Below are 17809 nucleotides of genomic sequence, written 5' to 3' on the forward strand. Positions count from 1 at the left end.
CCGCTCGTTGATACAAACGGCATAGCAGGAAGCCCCTAAGAAAGGTTTACAGGATCTTATATATTTGAAGATGTCGGCGTCTGGCCGATGAGCTCGTAGTATAGTTTCAGCACATCTTTCGCCATCACCGGTGCTGAAAACACCGCCTTCACCGCTTCCGTCGAAGGCATGGTCTGATGCCCCCATTCGGGCTTGGCTAACGCCTCGGCCATGACCCGCGCGAGGTCGGTCGCGTCACCCGGCGTCACCAGTGCCGCGCTCTCCTTGCCGAGCGCTTCCGGGATGCCGCCGACGCGGCTGGCGATCACCGTCTTGCCGGCGCCGAGTGCCTCCAGAACGATATAAGGCATGGCCTCGGCGCGGGAGGGAACCACGACATTCTGCGACATCGTGAACGCCTCCTGCACGCGCATTGCAGGCAACATGCTGATGCGCTTGCCGAGGCCGCGCTCGACCATCATGTCGCGGTACTTGTCGCGATCCGGCCCGTCGCCGATCATCAGCGCGGAGAGCGGGCGTCCGGCCAGCCGTTCGGTCTTGGCGAAGGCGTCCACAAAAAGATCGGGACCCTTAAGGTCCCGAAGCATGCCGATATAGATGAAATGGACCGCATCGGATCGGGTGGGAATGACCTGGAAATCTCGTTCCCCGATGCCGTTATAGATCAGCCGCGTCTTGGTTTTCGGCTTGCCGACCTTCTTGGCATAGGTGTCGCGCTCGTATTCGCAGATGAAGACGAGCGCATCGGTCAGATATTCCTGCAGCCGTTCCATCTTGAGCACGAACTGCCCGAGGAGCGAGGTGCGGGAATAATGCAGGCTTCCGCCATGCGCAGTATAGAGGCGGGCTACGCGATACCTGTTCACCCGCAGGGCTGAGCCAACGAGCCGCGCGAGCACACCGCCTTTGGCGCCGTGTCCGTGCAGCACATCAGGCCGCAAACTTTTGATTGTCTTGTATGTATCCCAGATTACCGGAATATCGGAGATGCCAGGGGCGCGGCGGATTGGCACGCGCGTCAGCCCAAGCGAAAGATAGGGACGGATATCGTCGAACAGCCGGTCCTCATGCTCGCCACCTGTCGAGCTGTCGCAGAGAATGCCGATCTCGTGACCGGCCTTGCTGTGCTCTTCGACCAGATCGCGGACATGGCGGAAGATTCCGCCGATCGGCGACCTGAAGCAGTGAATGATGCGGAGAGGCCGTTGTTCGTCTGTCATGTCAGATCAGAACAGCCGTTCGCGTACATAGATCGTGTCGCCAGCGATGATGGCGGAAGAAATGTTGACGCGGCCGGTGATGACCTGACCGTTGATCTTGCGCGTCACGTCGACGCTGGCCTGATTGGCGCGCGAGGTGTAGCCGCCGGCAACGGCGATGGCATTCTGAACCGTCAGGCCGGGAACATAGGCGTATTGACCGGGCTGGCCGACTTCGCCCATGACGAAGATCGAGCGGTAGCGATCGACATCGATGGTGACATCGGGATCGCGAAGATAACCCTGGCGCAGCTTGCCAGCCAGTTGGCCGGAAAGCTGCTGCAGGGTGCGGCCACGGGCAGGGACCTGGCCGACAAGCGGGAATGCGATATAGCCGGCCTGATCGACAGTATAGCTGTTGGTCATGCTCGGCTGGTCGAAGACGGTGATGCGCAGGCGGTCGCCGCTATCCAGCGTATAGGGCTGGATCGTCGCCTGCTGAAAAGCCTTCGGCGCCGGCTTATAGGTGTTGCAGCCGCTCAGGACCGCAGTCATCGCGGCAAGGCCGAGGGCCAGAAACATCTTTGGCGTAGCGAGGGGCATCCGTGCAGGCTCACAGAAAACAAATTGGTCCCCGCCGTTATCGATCCGTTAGGGTTAATGGCTGGTAAAAATCCGCAGCTTTTTTTGTCCCCGGTGCATTCTTCCGCCTCTTACTTGAGGGCGGGGCAATTAACGCTTGGGTTACTATAGTCGTTTACGCTTCGCGGCACCTTTGTTCTTGGAGTGCGAGTATGTCCGGCGTATCGGGAAATCAGGATGTCGACATCGATCTTGGCCAGCTTGTCCGTGCCGTATGGGAACGGCGGCTCAAGGTCGTTGCGATCACGCTGATCGGGGCAGGGGTTGCCTTCGCCGGCGCCAAGATGATCGCGCCGAAATATCGCGGCGAGACGCGCCTGCTGATCGAGCAGCGTGCACCGGCCTTCGCCAATACCCAGACATCCGACGCCACGGCCGGCCCGCTGCTCGACGAGCTGAATATCGCGAGCCAGGTGCAGCTGCTGCAGTCTGCCGACCTTATCAAGAAGGTCATCAACAGCGAGAAGCTCTACGAGCTCCCGGAATTCGACGAGGCCGCTAACGGCTCGGCGCTGACGGATATCCTCGTTGCCCTGCATCTGAAGAAGAACCCGGCTGAAAACCCGCCTGAAGAGCGCGTCATCGATGCCTTCACCGAGCGCCTCCAGGTCTTCCAGGTCCCGGGCTCGCGCGTCATCGGCATCAACTTCACCTCCAAGGATCCGAAGCTCGCCGCCCGCATTCCGAATGCGATGGCATCGGTCTATCTCGCTACCCAGAGCGGCGCCAAGCTCGCCTCCAATTCGGAAGCGACCCGCTGGCTGGAGCCTGAAATCGAAAGCCTGCGCCAGAAGGTCAATGACGCCGAGCAGAAGGTCGCCGAATACCGCGCTCAGCACGGCCTGTTGCCGACCAATGGCGGCAGCAACTTCCCGACGCAGCAGCTGAACGACATTTCCGCCGAACTGACCCGGGTGCGCGGCGAGAAGGCCAATGCCGAAGCCCGCGCCCAGGCCGTGCGTAACGCGCTGTCCTCCGGCGAAGCCTCCGACACGCTGCCCGACATCATGAATTCGCAGTCGATGCAGCGCCTGAAGGGTACCGAGTCCGGCCTGCAGTCGCAGATCTCCGATCTCAGCACCTCGCTGCTCAACAACCATCCGCGCCTGCGCAGCCTCCGCGCCCAGCTCGCCGACATCAAGACGCAGATCCGCGCCGAAACGCAGAAAATCCTGACCAGCATCGAGAACGAGTCCAAGGTTGCCGATCTGCGCGCCACCGAGCTCGAGCGCCAGTCCGGCGCCCTGCAGCAGAACAGCGCCAAGGCCGGCGAAGACGAAGTCGGCCTGAACGCCCTGCAGCGCGAAGCCAATGCCCAGCGCCAGCTTCTCGAAACCTATCTGGTGCGCTACCGCGAAGCCGCATCGCGTGCCGACAGCAACTCCAGCCCGGCCGATGCCCGCGTCGTCTCCAAGGCGATCCAGCCGGTCGATCCCTATTTCCCGAAGGTCGTCCCGATCGTCATCGTCGCCGCTTTCGCAACGCTGATCATCACCTCGATCGTCATCATGCTCGCCGAGCTCTTCAGCGGCCGTGCGTTGCGTCCTGTTGGTCCCGCCCTGCCGGTTGCCCGTATCGAGGAAGAGGAAACGGTTATCGTTGCCGCTCCCGCAAAGACGAAACGCACCGTGGCCCCCAGCATGCTCTCTGCCCCGGCAGAAGAACCTGAAACCGAAGAGCCCGCCGTCGCCGTCGAAGCTGTCGAGGAGAATGAATTCTCGATCGGCTCCGTTGCCGATTATCTCACCGGTAGCCGTGCTCCGCTGGCGATCGCCATTTCACCGACCGGTGATGATGGTTCCGCGGCCACCGTTGCGCTTGCCCGCAGGCTCGCCGCCTCCGGACAGCGCGCCATCCTCGTTGACATGACCGGCTCCGGCTATCCGACGGCAATGATGGCCGAAGACCTGGAAGCGCCTGGCGTTACCGACCTGCTTTGCGGCGAAGCTGCCTTCGGCGACACGATCCACGGCGACCGCGCCTCCGATGCGCATCTCATCCCGCAGGGCACCAGCGATGTGCGCAAGGCGATGCGCGGTGCAGACCGCCTGTCGCTGCTGCTCGATGCCCTGATGTCGGCTTACGATATCGTCGTCGTCGAATGCGGCGCGGCCGATGTCGCCGGCGTGTCGCGGCTGACGCGCAGCAAGGATGTCGAGATCATCCTGTCGATGCCGGAAGTGCTGGAAGACGAGTTCGTGACCGCCATGACCGAGTTCGAAAAGGCCGGTTACCAGCGCGTCGTGCTGATGTCGGGCGGCGAAAGCGCCGAGCCCGATCTTACCCGCCGCGCCGCCTGAGGCGGTCAGATGCCGATCTTGGCGCGCAGGCGCTGGGCTGTTCTGTAAAAGCCCGGCCGCGCCTTGATATAGGCCTTGCTGCGGGTGATGGCGCGATGCGCCGTCCCTGCAATCCGGCCCTTCAGCGACAGCGGCAGAACCACGTCATGATGGTCGGTCTCGACGGGCGCCCAGGAGCGCTTGTAGGTCTGGTCGCCAAGGCCGAAATCGAAGAGCGCGACGCCCTTGTTCTGCAGGCCGGAGATCATCTGCCAATAGAGGAACTCGCCGGGGCTGGCATCCGGAACGAGGTTCTCGTCGATCGCGCCGAACTGGCAGATGACGTGATCGCCCTTGCGCGATATGCCCGAGACGGCCGCAATCTTGCCGTCGAATTCACCCTTCAGCCGCAGCGCATGCATTTCCAGGCCATAGTCGCTGCCATCGCGGATATCGATCAACCCGTGCAGGAACGCCTTGGTGGCGGCATCGGCAAAGACGTCGGGCAGACCGAGCGAACGGAAGCGCTCGGACTTCTGCCTGAAGAACAGGTCGAGCAGCGCATGCTGTTCGGCGGGCGAGCCGCCGTCGATATAGTCGAAGCCGCCGATTGCCTCCAGCCGCTTGGACTGCACGCGGAATTTCTTGCGGCGGCTCTTGGCGTTCAGCTGCTTCAGCGTCGCCTCGAAATTCTCGAGCAGCGGTAGCTGATAGGCGTGGTTCTGGTTCTGCACCATCGGCAGCAGCTTCAGCGGGTTTTCCCGCCCGCGCCATTCCAGCGGCATGTTTTGCAGCAGGAGGAGATCGGCCTTGCCATGCAGCGCCTCTCTGAGGATCGCCGCGAAACGACCGGCATCGAGACCGCCTGCGCCGTCGAGGAAGGCGGCCGAGAACAGGCCGGTATTGATATTGCTGTGATCGGCGCCGATGAACTTGGCGATCCGCACGCCCTGACGGCTTTCGATCTCGATCGGCAGGATGAAGGCGGCCTTGCCCTGCGCGGTGCCTTTGAGCACGGCAAGCGGCCTGTCATAGGCGCGCACCCAGGAGCGGCACCACTCGTAGCCCTGATGCAGCGAGGCGAGGGGATCTTTCTCAAGCGCCCGCCAGTCGCTCTCCAACGGCTCCAGTTTTGTATGGACGGTGATGTCCAGATCGGCGATCGCCAGCTGCGCGCCGACCGATCTCAGCCGGGAAATACCGGCATCGGCCTTGCCTGCATCGTCAAGCGGCTGGTGGTCGGCATCGAGCTTCTGCGTCCGCACGGGAGATCTCCGGTCAAGATTGCGTGCCGGAAGATATAGCGGCCAAGGCCTAGAGAGGGTTTAAACGCAAGCCAAACAGGCGGGTTTTCCGCAGATCAGGGTTATCTGCCTGTTAATGCCTATTGCTGCTTCGGGCCTGCCATCCACTTGATGATCAGCATGGCGGGCAGGATCCAGATCAGGCCGGTCAGCGCAAAATAGAGGAGATGGCCCCACCAGGGAGCTTCGCCGAGCGTCGCCACCGCGATCGTGTTCGCGATCAGCGCATAGCCGAGCACGAGGATGATGATCAGGATCGTGCCGATGAATTTGCGCAGGCGAACGGGCATCAGTCTTGGCTTCCGGATTGCAGGATGGAACCAGCGCGACGGCATGCCGCAAAGGTTCGGGGCTTGTTTTGCATGAGCCGCTAGGGCAAATCAACTGCCGATAACAAGGAGCAATCATGGCCGTCGCAGATATCACCACCGAGCATGCAATCCGGGGCGAAGTCCGCAAGCAGGACCGCAACCGCCGCGCCATTCGCATCTGGCTGGGTTTCGTGCTGCTCGCGCTCTTCTGTCTGGTGCTTGTCGGCGGCGCGACGCGTCTCACCAATTCGGGCCTGTCGATCACCGAATGGAAGCCGATCCACGGCGTCATCCCGCCGCTGAACGCGGCCGAATGGGATGAGGAATTCAAGCTCTACCAGCGTATTCCCGAGTTCCAGCAGTTAAACAGCGACATGACGGTCGAACAGTTCAAGGGCATCTTCTGGTGGGAATGGGCCCACCGCCTGATCGCCCGCGGCATCGGTGTCATCTTCGCGCTGCCGCTCCTCTATTTCTGGATCACGGGCAAGGTCGAGCGCCGTCTGCGCTGGCCGCTGGCGGGTATTCTGGCGCTCGGCGGTCTCCAGGGCTTCATTGGCTGGTGGATGGTCTCCTCGGGTCTTGCGGTGCGCACCGATGTCAGCCAGTACCGCCTGGCGACCCACCTCGTCATGGCCTGCCTGATCTTTGCCTCCTGCATGTGGATCATGCGCGGTCTCTCGCCGCATTCCAATGAAGCGGCGCCGGCCTCTAGCTCCAAGACCTGGGCCGCTGTTATCGCCATCTTCGCGCTGTTCCAGATCTATCTCGGCGCGCTCGTGGCCGGTCTCGATGCCGGTTTCACCTACAATACCTGGCCGCTGATGGATGGCTCTGTCGTTCCCGGCGACCTGCTGATCCAGCAGCCGGCCTGGATCAATTTCTTCGAGAACCCGAAGACCGTGCAGTTCATCCACCGCATCGGTGCCTACACGCTCTTCGCGCTGACGCTGATCAACATGATCATGGCGCTGCGCGCCGCGCCGCAGACCACCCATGCCCGCCGCGCCGTCGTGCTCTTCGCGCTGGTAACCATCCAGGCGGCGATCGGCATCACCACGCTGCTGCTGCATGTGCCGCTGCACTGGGGCCTGCTGCACCAGGGCGGCGCACTCGTCGTCTTCGGCTTCGCCATCGCCAACTGGCGGGGTTACTACGGCGAATTCACCCGCCAGACGGTGATTGCCGAGCGCAGCTGACGTGCCGAAGATTCCCGAACACTTCAAGCCGCGGTGCCATGCGCCGCGGCTCTTTTGATGCCGTGAGAAAAATATCGCCTCCCTGTCGGCAATGCTGTCGCCCACCCGTCCTTGTGGCATGGTTCCGCAATGGCTGCGGCCACGAAAGAGGGTAGGATAATGGCAAAGACAACAGCAATTCTCGCCGCAAGACTGATCTTCGGCGCGATGTTCCTGATGGCGACGAGCTTCAAGTTCATGGATATGGGCGCGACCGCGGGCTATATCGCCGCGGCAGGGTTTCCGTTCCCGCTGTTCCTCGCCTGGGTCGCGGCCTTCTTCGAAGTCGGCCTTGCGGTGGCGTTTCTGACCGGCGCCTTCTTCAGCGAAGCGGCGCTGCTTGCCGGCGTCTACGTGATCTTTCTTGCCTTCGCCTTCCACGGCCCGAACCGCTGGGAAGGCAATCAGGCCGAGTTCGGCTTCTTCGTCGATCACTTCACCTTCCTGGCTGGTCTGCTCTTCGCCTTCGCGCATGGCCCGGGCGAGAAGCTCAGCGTCAAGATGGGCCTGCTTCGCCAGCCCGCCTAGCGCAGGATACCGTCGAGGACGGGCAGACCGAATATCGCGGAGGCTCCGATCAGGAGATAGCAGATCAGGCGGAAGGTGCTTTCCTTCGCCAGCCCGAACAGCTTCGAGCCTCCGTAAAGTCCGACCGCATAGGCCGGAAGAATGACGATCGTCAGCGCGAAGACGGCCTGGACGAAAAGGCCGCCAAGATAATAGCTGATCGTGCTCAAGATCGTGGAGATCGAGAAGTAGAAGATGACATTGGCGCGCACGCGCTGAAAGTCGCTCTTGCCGCCGAGCCAATAGGCAACCACCGGCGGCCCACCGAGCTGGGCGGCCCCGCTGAAGAGCCCGGCCAGCAGGCCAACGCCTGAGCTCAGCGGCGCAGACGGCTCGCCGTGGTAGCGCCAGCCGGAAACCAGGAGCGCCAGCAGGCAGATCGCGACGGCACAGATCAGCCAGCGCAGCAGCAACGGGTCCATTAGCGTCAGCACTGCCGTTCCGGCGGGAACACCGAGTGCCGCCCCCGCAATCATCACGAAGACCTCACGCCGGTTCGAATTGCGCCAGGCATCCGGGATCATCCCGAGTGTCGCCAATCCATCGATGACCAGCAGCACCGGCGAGATCAGCTTCGGCCCGACGATCGCGCCGCCGAGCGGAATGAAGATCAGCGCGGCCCCGAAGCCCGAGAAGCCACGAGCGAGCCCGGCGATCAGCGCAAAGAAGATCAATGCGTAGACGCCGTGATCGGGAAGCGCTGACACCAGCCAGGACGAGAAACTGTCGAAGGAGAGGGAGGCGGACATGATTGCCTGCGGAAGTGGGCTGCCGGCGGCCGCATGGATGCAGCCACCGGAAATCAGGCGTGACGCTTAGGCGCCGATCATCAGGTCCATGTTCTGGACGGCGGCACCCGAGGCACCCTTGCCGAGATTGTCGTAGACGGCGACCAGCAGGGCCTGCGCATTCGCATCGTTGGCGAAGACGTGCAGGCGCATGCGGTTGGTGTCGTTGTAGATCTCGGGGTTGAGATCGGGGGTGCGCTCGGTGCTCTCGAACGGCGCGACTTCGACGACGCCCTTGATGCCGGCGAAATAGTCGGCGATCGCGGCGTGGATTTCAGCGCCGGTCGGCACCTTCGGCAGGTGCGACAGCTGCAGCGGCACGGTGACGACCATGCCCTGCGCGAAATTGCCGACGACAGGCTGGAAGAACGGCACGCGGCCGAGCTTGGCATAGTGCTGCAGCTCCGGCAGGTGCTTGTGCTTGAAGCCAAGGCCGTAGGGCATGTACTCCGGCGCGTCCTCGCCCTTCTCGACATAGTCTTCGATCATCGTGCGGCCGCCGCCGCTATAGCCCGAGATGCCGTTGACGGTCACCGGGAAATCGGCAGGCAGCAGGCCGCCTTCGATTAGCGGACGTAGCGTCGCGATCGGGCCCTGCGGCCAGCAGCCCGGATTGGCGACGCGCTTGGCCGAGGCGATGACGCCTGCCTGATCCTTGCTGAGTTCGGCAAAGCCATAGGCCCAGCCTTCGGCGACGCGATGCGCCGTCGAGGCGTCGATCACCTTGGTCGTGTCGTTCTCGATCAGGCTGACGCTTTCCTTGGCCGCATCGTCAGGCAGGCAGAGGATCGCGACGTCGGCCTTGTTCAGAAGTTCGGCGCGAACCGCTTTGTCCTTGCGGCTTTCGGTCGGGATCGACAGCAGCTCGATATCGCGGCGGCCAGCCAGGCGCTCACGGATCTGCAGACCCGTCGTACCAGCTTCGCCATCGATGAATATCTTCGCTGCCATGATAATCCTGCGCTTTCAATAGGTTCCGGGTTCTTTCGGAATCAGTTTGCCATGAAGTTGAATCAGTTTGATAACAGCCGTCACTTGGCGGCCGCGCGCCTTTCGGCGTGAAGGCCCAGCATATACATCGCGACCGTCGCCCCCGCAATGGCGGTGACGTCGGCGTGATCGTAGGGCGGCGAGACCTCGACGACGTCGGCGCCCCGGATATCGAGCTGATGCAGCCGCTGCAGCACCGACAGGATCTTGGCGCTCGACGGGCCGCCGGCGACCGGCGTGCCGGTACCTGGCGCAAAGGCCGGATCGAGGCAGTCGATGTCGAAGGTCAGGTAGGCCGGCGCCCCCTTCGTATGCGAGATGATCGTCGAGGCGATCTCGCCCGCACTCATCTCCTCGACCTGATGGCCGTAGAGGATCTGGATGCCGCAATCGTCAGGCGCATGCGTGCGGATACCGATCTGGATCGAGCGATCCGGGTCGATGATGCCGTCGCGCGCCGCGCGGGCAACGAAGGAACCGTGGTCGATGCGCCCGGCGTCGTCGAGCCAGGTATCCTGATGCGCATCGAACTGCACCAGCGCCAGCGGCCCGTGCTTGGCGGCATGCGCCTTGAGGATCGGCCAGGTGACGTAATGGTCGCCGCCGAGCGTCAGCATGAAGGCGCCACTGTCGAGGATCGTGGTCGCCTGACGCTCGATCGCCGCAGGGGTCTCCTGGTGATTGCCGTAGTCGAGCAGGCAGTCGCCGTAATCGATGACTGCCATGTCGGCGAAGAGATCGCGGTTGAACGGATATTGAGGATCGTTGTCGAAGATCGCCGACGCCCGGCGGATCGCCTGCGGCCCGAACCGCGTGCCCGGCCGATTGGAGACCGCGGCATCGAAGGGCACGCCCCATACGGCGACATCGACGCCCTTCAGATCCTTGGTGAAGCGGCGGCGCATGAAGGAGAGCGCGCCCGCAAATGTCGGGTCGCTGGCGGCAGAGGTCAGGCTCTTAGCCGTAAAGGCGTGGTCGATGGTCTTATTGGCCAAGTTAATCTCCCTTTGTCGCGGCAGTCTTGTCGAAGCCATAGGCGCGCTGCACCAGCGCGACGCGAATTTCATAGCGTGAATACCAGTCGGACCGGCCGCGGCGCTGCGCCTCGACATGGTCGACGACCGCTTTCCAGGCGAGAATGCTCGCCTCGTCCTTCCAGTAGGAATTGATGATGCCGAAGCCGCTGGCGGTCCGCGCGCTTTCGAAACCGAGATAGCCCGGCTGCTGCTGCGCGAGTTCCACCATCGCGCCGCCCGTTTCCAGATAGCCGCTTTCCTCGCCCGTGCGCTGCGACGAAAAGGTCACCACGTAATAGGGCGGTTCCGGAGTCTCTGCGAAGGGTGAGGGCTGGCTGGACATGGCAATTCCTCTTCGGAAGAAAGGCCTAGGCGAGGACGCCGCCGATTGCAAGCGAAGGCTCCGGGCGACGGCTGTCCGCCGATCTCAGGCTTGCTCGCCGTCATCAGAGGCGGTGAATTCATAGGCCCGTTCTACCCGCGCAATGCGAACTTTGTATTGCTTGTACCAGCGGTCGCGGCCGATGCGCTGGGCGGCAAGATGGCTCGCGACCTGCTTCCAGGCCTTCAGGCTCTCCTCATCGGCCCAATAGGAATTGGTGATGCCGAAGCCGCCGGCATCGCGGGCGCTCTCGGCGCCAAGACAACCCGGCTGCTGCAACGCAAGCTCGGCCATCCGGTCGGCCATGGCGCCATAGCCATGATCGCCCTCGGTTCGCGTCGATGAAAAGGTCACGACGTAATAGGGCGGCTCTGGCGTTTCGGCGAAGGGTGAGGGCTGGCTGGACATGGCAATTCCTCTTTTGCACAGAGGCCTAGGCCAGCATGTCGCTGATTGCAAGCGATGGCGGCAGGCGGGCCGCCGCCATCGCGTCGTCTCTTACTTGAGGCGCCGGAGCGCAAGCAGCGTCACCGCAGCCGAGACGGTGCAGAAGCCCGCAAGCGGCCAGGCCGTATCGCCGCTAAGAGCGAGCACGAAGACCGTCCCGGCGCAGGCAACGATCAGGCTCTGGATGCAGAAATAGAGCGCTACCGCCATTCCCGCCCTGTCGCCGAAATCGGCCAGCGCCCCATTCGCCGTCACCGCCGTCGTCAGGACGATGCCGAGCGAGATGATCCACATCGGCAGGATGAAGCTGACGAAGGACGGCGCGAGACAGAGTTCGCCGAAGCCGAGCAGCATCGCGCCGAGAATGAGCAGCCCCATGCCCCGCGCCAGGCTGCCCGCTGTTCCCCAGCGCTTGACGAAGCGCCCGGCAAAGCGGGCGGCAACGATCATCACCATCGCCGATGTCGCAAACGAGAGGCTGAAAGCCATCTGCGAGAAACCGGCCCTTTCGATCAGCACCCGGGCCGCGGTGGAGAAGAACACGAAGAACGACCCCATCGCCGCGCTGAAGCCGACCGTATAGGTCCAGAAGGCACCGCTTCTGAGGATCGTACCGATACCGATCGCGCCGGCTGCCGCCGTCTCCGGCCGGGTCTCGTGCCATCGTGCGAGGGCCGCGATCATCGCCGTCAGCATCAGCGCGCCAAGCAGCATGAAGATCGCCCGCCATCCGAAATGGCCGGCGATCAGCGCACCGGCAATCGGCCCGAGAGCCGGGACGAAGGAGAGGATGGCGCCGAGCAGGCTATAAATGACGGCGCCTTCAGGCCGCGCTGCATAGACGTCCCGCACAGTGGCGAATGTCGCGACCAGCGCCGCCGATGCCCCCACGGCCTGCAGCAGCCTGAAGACGACGAAGAGCGGCGCGGAGGAGGTGGCGGCCAGTATCAGCGACGAACCGGCAAAGAGCAGCGCGCCGCCGAGCAGCACTGGCCGTCTGCCGATACGGTCCGAGAGCGGGCCGAAGAGCAGCTGTCCGGCGCCGAGCATCAGCATGTAGAGGCTGAGCGTCAGCTGGATGACGGTGGCCGATGTGCCGAGCGCTGCCGGCATCTCCGGCACGACGGGCAGATAGATATCCATGGCAAGCGAAGCCAGGATATCGAAGGGCGCAAGCAGAAGCAGCGCCACGGGGAGGGGGTATGTCCAGTCTCTGTTTCGAAAAGGCATGTGTCTTCATCCGTTCGAACGTTCATTCGACGGCGATCTGCCTTCTCATCGGTCTGGATTGACGGGACAGACGCCGCAACAACATCAAGGGTCGCTGCGGCCTATCTGTCTGCGGACGGGGTGGCTCCCATGTCAGGTCCTGTCTTGTCCGGTTGAAAACCTCATCCCGGTTTAACAGCCGGTCCCTTATCGAGCAAGCCAAGGCTGCCGAATGCCGCGTTGACTTCGGCAATCGCTTCCATGAAGTTTGCGGAAACGGACAAGGAGGCGCACATGGGCATGTTCGATCACGTATCGATTGGGGTGAAGGATCTGGAGCGCTCGCGCCGCTTCTATGATGCGCTGCTTGCACCGCTCGGCTATGAGCGGCTGTCGAATTTCGACGGAACGGTCGGCTACGGTGCCGATGGCCCGGCCTTCTGGGTGAGCCAGGTCGAGCGCCCGGTCCCGGCCGACCGCCGATCCGGTCTGCACTTCTGCTTCACCGCGCCCAGCGAGGAATCCGTCAACGCCTTCCACGCCGCCGGCATTGCCAATGGCGGCGAAGACAACGGTGCTCCCGGCATCCGCCCGGATTACGGCCAGTTCTACTACGCCGCCTTCATCATCGACCCCGATGGCTACCGGCTAGAGGCGTTCTTTCACAAGGAGGAATAGGGGCCAATAAGAAAAGGCCGGGTTTGCACCCGGCCTTTCCAAAAAGCATATCCAGAAAAGCGATTAGCGCTTCGAGAACTGGAACGAACGGCGGGCCTTGGCCTTACCGTACTTCTTACGCTCGACGACGCGGCTGTCGCGGGTCAGGAAGCCACCCTTCTTCAGGACCGAGCGCAGGCCCGGTTCGAAGTAGGTGAGAGCCTTGGACAGACCGTGACGAACGGCACCGGCCTGGCCGGAAAGACCGCCGCCTGCAACCGTTGCGATGATGTCGAACTGGCCGTCACGGGCAGCAGCGACGATCGGCTGACGCAGGATCATCTGCAGAACCGGACGGGCGAAGTATGCCGTGAAGTCCTTGCCGTTGACGATGATCTTGCCGGAGCCGGCCTTGACCCAAACGCGGGCTACGGCGTCCTTACGCTTGCCGGTCGCGTAGGAACGGCCAAGCGAGTCGACCTTGCGGACGTGAACCGGAGCAGCTGCTTCAGCGGACGTGCCGAGATCCTTCAGGGAGGAGAGGTCAGCCATTCTTAGGCGCTCCTTACGTTCTTCTTGTTCAGCTTGGATACGTCGAGGACGGTCGGCTGCTGTGCTTCATGGGGATGGTTGGAACCAGCGTAAACGCGGAGGTTCTTCATCTGGCGACGGCCGAGCGGGCCACGCGGAACCATGCGCTCAACGGCCTTCTCGAGAACGCGCTCCGGGAAGCGGCCTTCGATGATCTGGCGAGCGGTACGCTCCTTGATGCCGCCGGCGTAACCCGTGTGCCAGTAGTAAACCTTGTCGGAATACTTCTTGCCGGTGAATACGACCTTGTCGGCATTGATGACGATGACGTTGTCGCCGTCGTCAACGTGGGGCGTGAAGGTTGCCTTGTGCTTGCCGCGCAGGCGCATAGCGATGATGGAAGCGAGACGGCCAACGACAAGCCCTTCGGCGTCGATGATGACCCACTTCTTCTCCACCTCTGCAGGCTTCTGGGAGAAAGTTGCCATAGTAGTTACTCTCTTTTGGATCCCTTGTGCCCGAAGGCGAAGGGCGTTTCTTGTTGCTTGGTTTAGTGGTCCTGGGACGCACCAAAAAGAAAGCAGCCCGGAAAGGCTGCGTTTCTGGCGGTGTGTATAGAGGCAATGCCTTCTGCGGTCAATATCGCGAAACTGGGAGATCGAAAAAATAGATAAGCAAAATCAATACGATAAGTATATGGTATTATGATACCTCATATTTATCGCGGCGGAATCGAGTAGGTGGCGGTGGCCTGCGCGATCAATTCGCTCTCATCGCGCTGAAAGATCGAAGCGTCGATCACCGCCAGACGCTTGCCGAGCTTGAGAATCCGGCAGGTGCAGAAGGTCGGCTCCGGCTTCGGCAATCGGAGGAAATTGATGTTGAGATTTGTGGTGACGGCAAGCGCCACCGGGCCGATATGCGCGAGCACGGCGACATAGGCGGTGACATCCGCCAGCGTGAAAAGCGCCGGGCCGGAAACCGTGCCGCCCGGCCGCAGATGCCGTTCTGAGGGATCGAGCCGCATCGAGGCCCTGCCGGGCGCGATATCGACCACCTCCAGCACGCGTCCGTCCGTGTGGATCTGCGGAAAGTCCGTCTCCAGAAAACGGTGGACCTCGTCGATCGTCATGACTGGTTGCATCGCTTCTCCTCGAAATTGCCGGCTGGCTGTGGCAGAACATCTAGCACGAAAGACACATGCAGGGAGTTAGACCAATGGCCGAAGTCGTTTCCTTCCGGAAAGATCCAGACAAGGCGGGCGAGGGCGCGCTGGTGCTGCGCCAGTTGAATGACGGCGTTCTCAGGCTGACCTTGAACAATCCGCCAGCCAACGCCCTGTCGATCGCCGTCATGGAAACGCTGATGGGCGAACTCCAGGCCGCTGGCGAAGACTCCGCCGTCCGCGTCGTCATTATCGCCTCGACCGGCAACGTCTTCTCTGCCGGGCATGACCTGAAGGAACTGACCGCGCACCGCGCCGATACCGACGATGGCGTCGCCTTTTTCGAGGAGAGCTTTGCGCTGGCGGCCGACCTGATGCTGGAGATCGCCCGTCTGCCGAAGCCCGTCATCGCCGAGATCGACGGCCTGGCGACGGCCGCAGGCTGCCAGCTGGTCGCTTCCTGCGATCTGGCGATCTGCACCGACACCGCGACCTTCTGCACGCCCGGCGTCAATATCGGCTTGTTCTGCTCGACGCCGATGGTTGCCGTATCGCGCGCCGCGCATCGCAAGCAGGCGATGGAAATGCTGTTGACCGGCGAAACCATCGACGCCTCGACCGCCAAGGATTTCGGCCTCGTCAACCGCATCGTGCCGAAGCAGTATCTGACGCAGGTGGTGACGAAATACGCCTCCGTCATCGCCTCGAAATCACCGGAAGCCATCCGCATCGGCAAGGAAGCCTTCTATCGCCAGCTCGAAATGCCGATCGAGGAAGCCTACACCTTCGCCGCCGAAACCATGGTCGACAGCATGCTGACGGCCGATGCCGAAGAGGGGATCGGCGCATTCCTCGGCAAGCGCATGCCGGTCTGGCCGGAGGAGTGATCAGCCAAGTTTCAATATCAACCCGCCCGCGGCGATGATGACGCCTGCGAGGTAGCGCCAGGGGCTGGCGCGCTCTTTCAGCACCAGCACTGAGATGATCAGCGCGAAGAGGATCGAGGTTTCGCGCAGTGCCGCGACGGTGGCGACCGGCGCCTTGGTCATCGCCCAGAGTGCGAAACCGTAGGAAGCGATCGAGCCTGCGCCGCCGATCAAACCTCGCCACCAGTGCACCCGGACATGGATGGCGACGACGCGGGCGCCGCGGCGCGAGATCGCCCAGGCAAACAGCAGCACCGGCGGCAGCAGCGACATCCACAGCGTATAGGAAATCGCATTGCCGGAAAGCCGGGCGCCGATTCCGTCGACATAGGTATAGGTGGCAATAACGCAGGCATTGATCAGCGCCAGCATGATCGCGTGGCGGCTGCCGTGCCGGGCCTCGAAGGCGAGTGTCAGAATGCCGGCGCAGATCGTCATCGTGCCGATCAAGGCGCCACCGGTCAGCGTTTCGCCAAGCACGAAACTGCTGGTCGCGGCAATCAGGAGCGGCGCGCAGCCGCGCATCAAGGGATAGACGAGCCCGATATCACCCGCCCTGTAGGCGCCGGCCACCAGCTGGAAATAAGCGAACTGCAGGATCGCCGAGCAGCCGATGAACGGCCATGCCGCCGCATTGGGCAGCGGCAGGAAGGCGAGGAAGGGAAGGGCCGAGACCGCGCCGCCCGCCGATACCAGTGCCGCATCCAGCGACTTGTCGACGCCGGCCTTGATGATGGCGTTCCATGTCGCGTGGAGAAGAGCGCCGAAGAGAACCAGAAGAATGACGTCGAGGGGCACGATCGAGACCGGAAACGGTGGGGCGAGACTGCTGCAGCGGTATGAGCCCCGGCCGGGCAAAAAGCAATGCGCCTGTCATATTTTGCAACCTGACGGCACGTTTATCGGTTGTTTGAGCCTCGCGGAATCGAAAGACGGGACTTTGCATGGACCCGTTTTGCGAGCACTCCTAATGCGTTTATTCCGATTCGCCGAACTCAACTGTGAGGTGTTTCTAATATATGCGTGAACGAAGCTGGCTTAAAGATGAAACGGAAGTGGAACATCTGCATCCCGATCTATTCACCAACTGGTTATCCTGCTGAAATATAGAGATTATTCTATTACTCTGGCATCGTGAAAATTGTGCTCCTATAGGCTGCATTTCGTCGCAATCGCCTCGCAAATGCGCGAAATGCAGCGCCCGGCATTCCCGGGTGAGAGCGGTTTCTCACACGCCCCGATACGTCACAATGAATTGTCTGGAATCAGGAAATTCCCGTCCAGATTGTCTATGTTCTGGCAATTGAGCACCGGGCAGGAGCGATCGTCGCGAGTCGGTATGTTTTTCCACTCGGCATATTGGTTGGCGTCACAATAGCGGCTGTTGCGCACGAAACGGTCGTAGAGTGGCAGGCCGCGCGGCGAGGTCCAGCGGAAGATCACCGCGCCCTGGTTATGCACCGCCGCCCGGGCACTGGCGCAGCTCATCGCCAGCGGGTTGAGACGGGAGATCGCGAAAGACGGAGATGCCACCAGAACGATGGCGAGCGTGAGCGCAAGTTTTTTCATGGGCCATTCCTCCTTGGGAACCCTATGGCTATATATACGCTCCAAATAACTGCAGGTTTCAACTGGGTGGAAAAATGCCGACGGGGGACGGGCCAATGGATCACGATCACTACAGCGACAGCTATATTGCCGACATTCTGAATTCGGTGCGGACGATCGCTCTCACCGGCGCCTCGCCAAACCCGGCGCGGCCAAGCAATGGCGTGATGGGATATCTGCTCTCGCGCGGCTACCAGGTGATCCCGGTCAATCCCGGCCAGGCGGGCAAGCAGATTCACGGCCAGCTGGTCTACGGCAAACTGGAGGACATACCGGTGCCGGTCGATATGATCGATGTGTTCCGCGCTTCGGAATATCTGCAGGAAGTGGTGACCGAGACGCTGGCGCTCGCCGTCCGTCCGCGGGTCATCTGGGCGCAACTTGGCGTGCGTGATGACGATGCGGCCCGGCGCGCCGAAGCCGGCGGCATCAAGGTGGTCATGGACCGCTGCCCGGCAATCGAAATTCCGCGGCTTGCGGGATAGCGAACGGATTTTCCACGTTTCTTCCGTTGGTTGAAACGGCAGGCGATTAACATTTGCTGCGCCTT

Annotated in this window: 21 protein-coding genes; 6 read left to right on the forward strand and 15 right to left on the reverse strand. The window is 62.2% G+C overall.

Translation table 11 applies throughout. From position 1 onward, the window contains the following. Positions 1-56: 56 nt before the first annotated feature. Positions 57-1220 (reverse strand): glycosyltransferase family 4 protein, encoded by a 1164-nt coding sequence (locus tag ACEN84_RS16065; RefSeq protein WP_112718732.1) that lies wholly within the window; start codon positions 1218-1220, stop codon positions 57-59. A gap of 6 nt (positions 1221-1226) precedes the next feature. Further along, a complete protein-coding gene (locus ACEN84_RS16070; RefSeq protein WP_112718731.1) occupies positions 1227-1802 on the reverse strand; it encodes a polysaccharide biosynthesis/export family protein in 576 nt (191 codons plus the stop codon). Positions 1803-1993: 191 nt separating this feature from the next. Between ACEN84_RS16070 and ACEN84_RS16075 the strand changes: the two genes are divergently transcribed. Then, positions 1994-4141, forward strand: coding sequence for a GumC family protein (locus tag ACEN84_RS16075; RefSeq protein WP_413709242.1), 2148 nt, complete (start codon positions 1994-1996; stop codon positions 4139-4141). A gap of 5 nt (positions 4142-4146) precedes the next feature. Here ACEN84_RS16075 and ACEN84_RS16080 read toward each other — a convergent pair whose 3' ends face one another. Continuing rightward, positions 4147-5385 carry a GNAT family N-acetyltransferase gene (locus ACEN84_RS16080; protein ID WP_413709243.1) on the reverse strand — a complete coding sequence of 413 codons (1239 nt, stop codon included), beginning with the start codon at positions 5383-5385 and terminating at the stop codon, positions 4147-4149. Between the two features lie 119 nt (positions 5386-5504). Beyond that, on the reverse strand, positions 5505-5714 hold the full coding sequence (locus tag ACEN84_RS16085; RefSeq protein ID WP_112718728.1) for a DUF2842 domain-containing protein: 210 nt from the start codon (positions 5712-5714) through the stop codon (positions 5505-5507). 116 nt (positions 5715-5830) lie between these two features. Between ACEN84_RS16085 and ACEN84_RS16090 the strand changes: the two genes are divergently transcribed. Then, a complete protein-coding gene (locus ACEN84_RS16090; protein WP_413709244.1) occupies positions 5831-6934 on the forward strand; it encodes a COX15/CtaA family protein in 1104 nt (367 codons plus the stop codon). A gap of 159 nt (positions 6935-7093) precedes the next feature. Next, a complete protein-coding gene (locus tag ACEN84_RS16095) occupies positions 7094-7501 on the forward strand; it encodes a DoxX family protein (protein ID WP_413709245.1) in 408 nt (135 codons plus the stop codon). Here the strand turns inward: ACEN84_RS16095 and ACEN84_RS16100 are convergent. The 6 genes from ACEN84_RS16100 to cml form a co-directional block, all read right to left on the reverse strand. Continuing rightward, a complete protein-coding gene (locus tag ACEN84_RS16100) occupies positions 7498-8289 on the reverse strand; it encodes a sulfite exporter TauE/SafE family protein (RefSeq protein ID WP_199628776.1) in 792 nt (263 codons plus the stop codon). The two genes, ACEN84_RS16095 and ACEN84_RS16100, sit on opposite strands and share 4 nt — an antisense overlap. A gap of 66 nt (positions 8290-8355) precedes the next feature. Beyond that, positions 8356-9279 carry an N-acetyl-gamma-glutamyl-phosphate reductase gene (gene argC, locus ACEN84_RS16105; RefSeq protein ID WP_413709246.1) on the reverse strand — a complete coding sequence of 308 codons (924 nt, stop codon included), beginning with the start codon at positions 9277-9279 and terminating at the stop codon, positions 8356-8358. Between the two features lie 80 nt (positions 9280-9359). Continuing rightward, positions 9360-10313 (reverse strand): agmatinase, encoded by a 954-nt coding sequence (speB, locus tag ACEN84_RS16110; protein ID WP_112718723.1) that lies wholly within the window; start codon positions 10311-10313, stop codon positions 9360-9362. A 1-nt stretch (position 10314) separates the two neighbouring features. Beyond that, positions 10315-10677: an antibiotic biosynthesis monooxygenase family protein gene (locus ACEN84_RS16115; protein WP_413709247.1), complete on the reverse strand. Its 363-nt coding sequence runs from the start codon at positions 10675-10677 to the stop codon at positions 10315-10317. A gap of 84 nt (positions 10678-10761) precedes the next feature. Continuing rightward, positions 10762-11124 carry an antibiotic biosynthesis monooxygenase family protein gene (locus tag ACEN84_RS16120; RefSeq protein WP_413709248.1) on the reverse strand — a complete coding sequence of 121 codons (363 nt, stop codon included), beginning with the start codon at positions 11122-11124 and terminating at the stop codon, positions 10762-10764. A gap of 90 nt (positions 11125-11214) precedes the next feature. Then, complete coding sequence (gene cml, locus ACEN84_RS16125; protein WP_413709249.1) at positions 11215-12393, reverse strand: CmlA/FloR family chloramphenicol efflux MFS transporter; 1179 nt, start codon at positions 12391-12393, stop codon at positions 11215-11217. A 279-nt stretch (positions 12394-12672) separates the two neighbouring features. Between cml and ACEN84_RS16130 the strand changes: the two genes are divergently transcribed. Then, complete coding sequence (locus ACEN84_RS16130; protein ID WP_413711317.1) at positions 12673-13050, forward strand: VOC family protein; 378 nt, start codon at positions 12673-12675, stop codon at positions 13048-13050. 63 nt (positions 13051-13113) lie between these two features. Here ACEN84_RS16130 and rpsI read toward each other — a convergent pair whose 3' ends face one another. The 3 genes from rpsI to ACEN84_RS16145 all read right to left on the reverse strand — a co-directional run bounded on the left by rpsI (position 13114) and on the right by ACEN84_RS16145 (position 14704). Beyond that, positions 13114-13581: a 30S ribosomal protein S9 gene (gene rpsI, locus ACEN84_RS16135; protein ID WP_112718719.1), complete on the reverse strand. Its 468-nt coding sequence runs from the start codon at positions 13579-13581 to the stop codon at positions 13114-13116. 2 nt (positions 13582-13583) lie between these two features. Next, positions 13584-14048: a 50S ribosomal protein L13 gene (gene rplM, locus ACEN84_RS16140; RefSeq protein ID WP_112718718.1), complete on the reverse strand. Its 465-nt coding sequence runs from the start codon at positions 14046-14048 to the stop codon at positions 13584-13586. Between the two features lie 230 nt (positions 14049-14278). Next, positions 14279-14704, reverse strand: a complete 426-nt coding sequence (locus ACEN84_RS16145; RefSeq protein WP_413709250.1) for a PaaI family thioesterase — start codon at positions 14702-14704, stop codon at positions 14279-14281. 74 nt (positions 14705-14778) lie between these two features. Here ACEN84_RS16145 and ACEN84_RS16150 point away from each other — a divergent pair, with 74 nt between their 5' ends. Next, complete coding sequence (locus tag ACEN84_RS16150) at positions 14779-15612, forward strand: enoyl-CoA hydratase (protein WP_413709251.1); 834 nt, start codon at positions 14779-14781, stop codon at positions 15610-15612. Here ACEN84_RS16150 and ACEN84_RS16155 read toward each other — a convergent pair whose 3' ends face one another. Then, complete coding sequence (locus tag ACEN84_RS16155) at positions 15613-16449, reverse strand: EamA family transporter (RefSeq protein ID WP_112718713.1); 837 nt, start codon at positions 16447-16449, stop codon at positions 15613-15615. It lies immediately after the preceding gene. A gap of 447 nt (positions 16450-16896) precedes the next feature. Next, positions 16897-17220, reverse strand: a complete 324-nt coding sequence (locus ACEN84_RS16160) for a hypothetical protein (RefSeq protein ID WP_112718711.1) — start codon at positions 17218-17220, stop codon at positions 16897-16899. Between the two features lie 95 nt (positions 17221-17315). On the opposite strand from ACEN84_RS16160, the gene ACEN84_RS16165 reads away from it, so the two are divergent. Then, positions 17316-17744 (forward strand): CoA-binding protein, encoded by a 429-nt coding sequence (locus tag ACEN84_RS16165; RefSeq protein WP_112718710.1) that lies wholly within the window; start codon positions 17316-17318, stop codon positions 17742-17744. Positions 17745-17809: the final 65 nt, after the last annotated feature.

It is taken from the genome of Rhizobium sp. Rhizsp82 (assembly GCF_047325115.1).
In the GTDB taxonomy this organism is placed as follows: domain Bacteria; phylum Pseudomonadota; class Alphaproteobacteria; order Rhizobiales; family Rhizobiaceae; genus Rhizobium.

Bases quoted from the DNA above. Each gene is read 5' to 3' on its own strand.
- ACEN84_RS16130 (WP_413711317.1), top strand. From the start codon at position 12,673: ATGTTCGATCACGTATCGATTGGGGTGAAGGATCTGGAGCGCTCGCGC.
- ACEN84_RS16115 (WP_413709247.1), bottom strand. From the start codon at position 10,677: ATGTCCAGCCAGCCCTCACCCTTCGCAGAGACTCCGGAACCGCCCTAT.
- rplM (WP_112718718.1), bottom strand. From the start codon at position 14,048: ATGGCAACTTTCTCCCAGAAGCCTGCAGAGGTGGAGAAGAAGTGGGTC.
- ACEN84_RS16070 (WP_112718731.1), bottom strand. From the start codon at position 1,802: ATGCCCCTCGCTACGCCAAAGATGTTTCTGGCCCTCGGCCTTGCCGCG.
- ACEN84_RS16150 (WP_413709251.1), top strand. From the start codon at position 14,779: ATGGCCGAAGTCGTTTCCTTCCGGAAAGATCCAGACAAGGCGGGCGAG.
- ACEN84_RS16100 (WP_199628776.1), bottom strand. From the start codon at position 8,289: ATGTCCGCCTCCCTCTCCTTCGACAGTTTCTCGTCCTGGCTGGTGTCA.
- ACEN84_RS16120 (WP_413709248.1), bottom strand. From the start codon at position 11,124: ATGTCCAGCCAGCCCTCACCCTTCGCCGAAACGCCAGAGCCGCCCTAT.
- ACEN84_RS16090 (WP_413709244.1), top strand. From the start codon at position 5,831: ATGGCCGTCGCAGATATCACCACCGAGCATGCAATCCGGGGCGAAGTC.
- ACEN84_RS16085 (WP_112718728.1), bottom strand. From the start codon at position 5,714: ATGCCCGTTCGCCTGCGCAAATTCATCGGCACGATCCTGATCATCATC.
- ACEN84_RS16165 (WP_112718710.1), top strand. From the start codon at position 17,316: ATGGATCACGATCACTACAGCGACAGCTATATTGCCGACATTCTGAAT.
- ACEN84_RS16075 (WP_413709242.1), top strand. From the start codon at position 1,994: ATGTCCGGCGTATCGGGAAATCAGGATGTCGACATCGATCTTGGCCAG.
- cml (WP_413709249.1), bottom strand. From the start codon at position 12,393: ATGCCTTTTCGAAACAGAGACTGGACATACCCCCTCCCCGTGGCGCTG.
- ACEN84_RS16065 (WP_112718732.1), bottom strand. From the start codon at position 1,220: ATGACAGACGAACAACGGCCTCTCCGCATCATTCACTGCTTCAGGTCG.
- ACEN84_RS16145 (WP_413709250.1), bottom strand. From the start codon at position 14,704: ATGCAACCAGTCATGACGATCGACGAGGTCCACCGTTTTCTGGAGACG.
- ACEN84_RS16095 (WP_413709245.1), top strand. From the start codon at position 7,094: ATGGCAAAGACAACAGCAATTCTCGCCGCAAGACTGATCTTCGGCGCG.
- rpsI (WP_112718719.1), bottom strand. From the start codon at position 13,581: ATGGCTGACCTCTCCTCCCTGAAGGATCTCGGCACGTCCGCTGAAGCA.
- ACEN84_RS16160 (WP_112718711.1), bottom strand. From the start codon at position 17,220: ATGAAAAAACTTGCGCTCACGCTCGCCATCGTTCTGGTGGCATCTCCG.
- argC (WP_413709246.1), bottom strand. From the start codon at position 9,279: ATGGCAGCGAAGATATTCATCGATGGCGAAGCTGGTACGACGGGTCTG.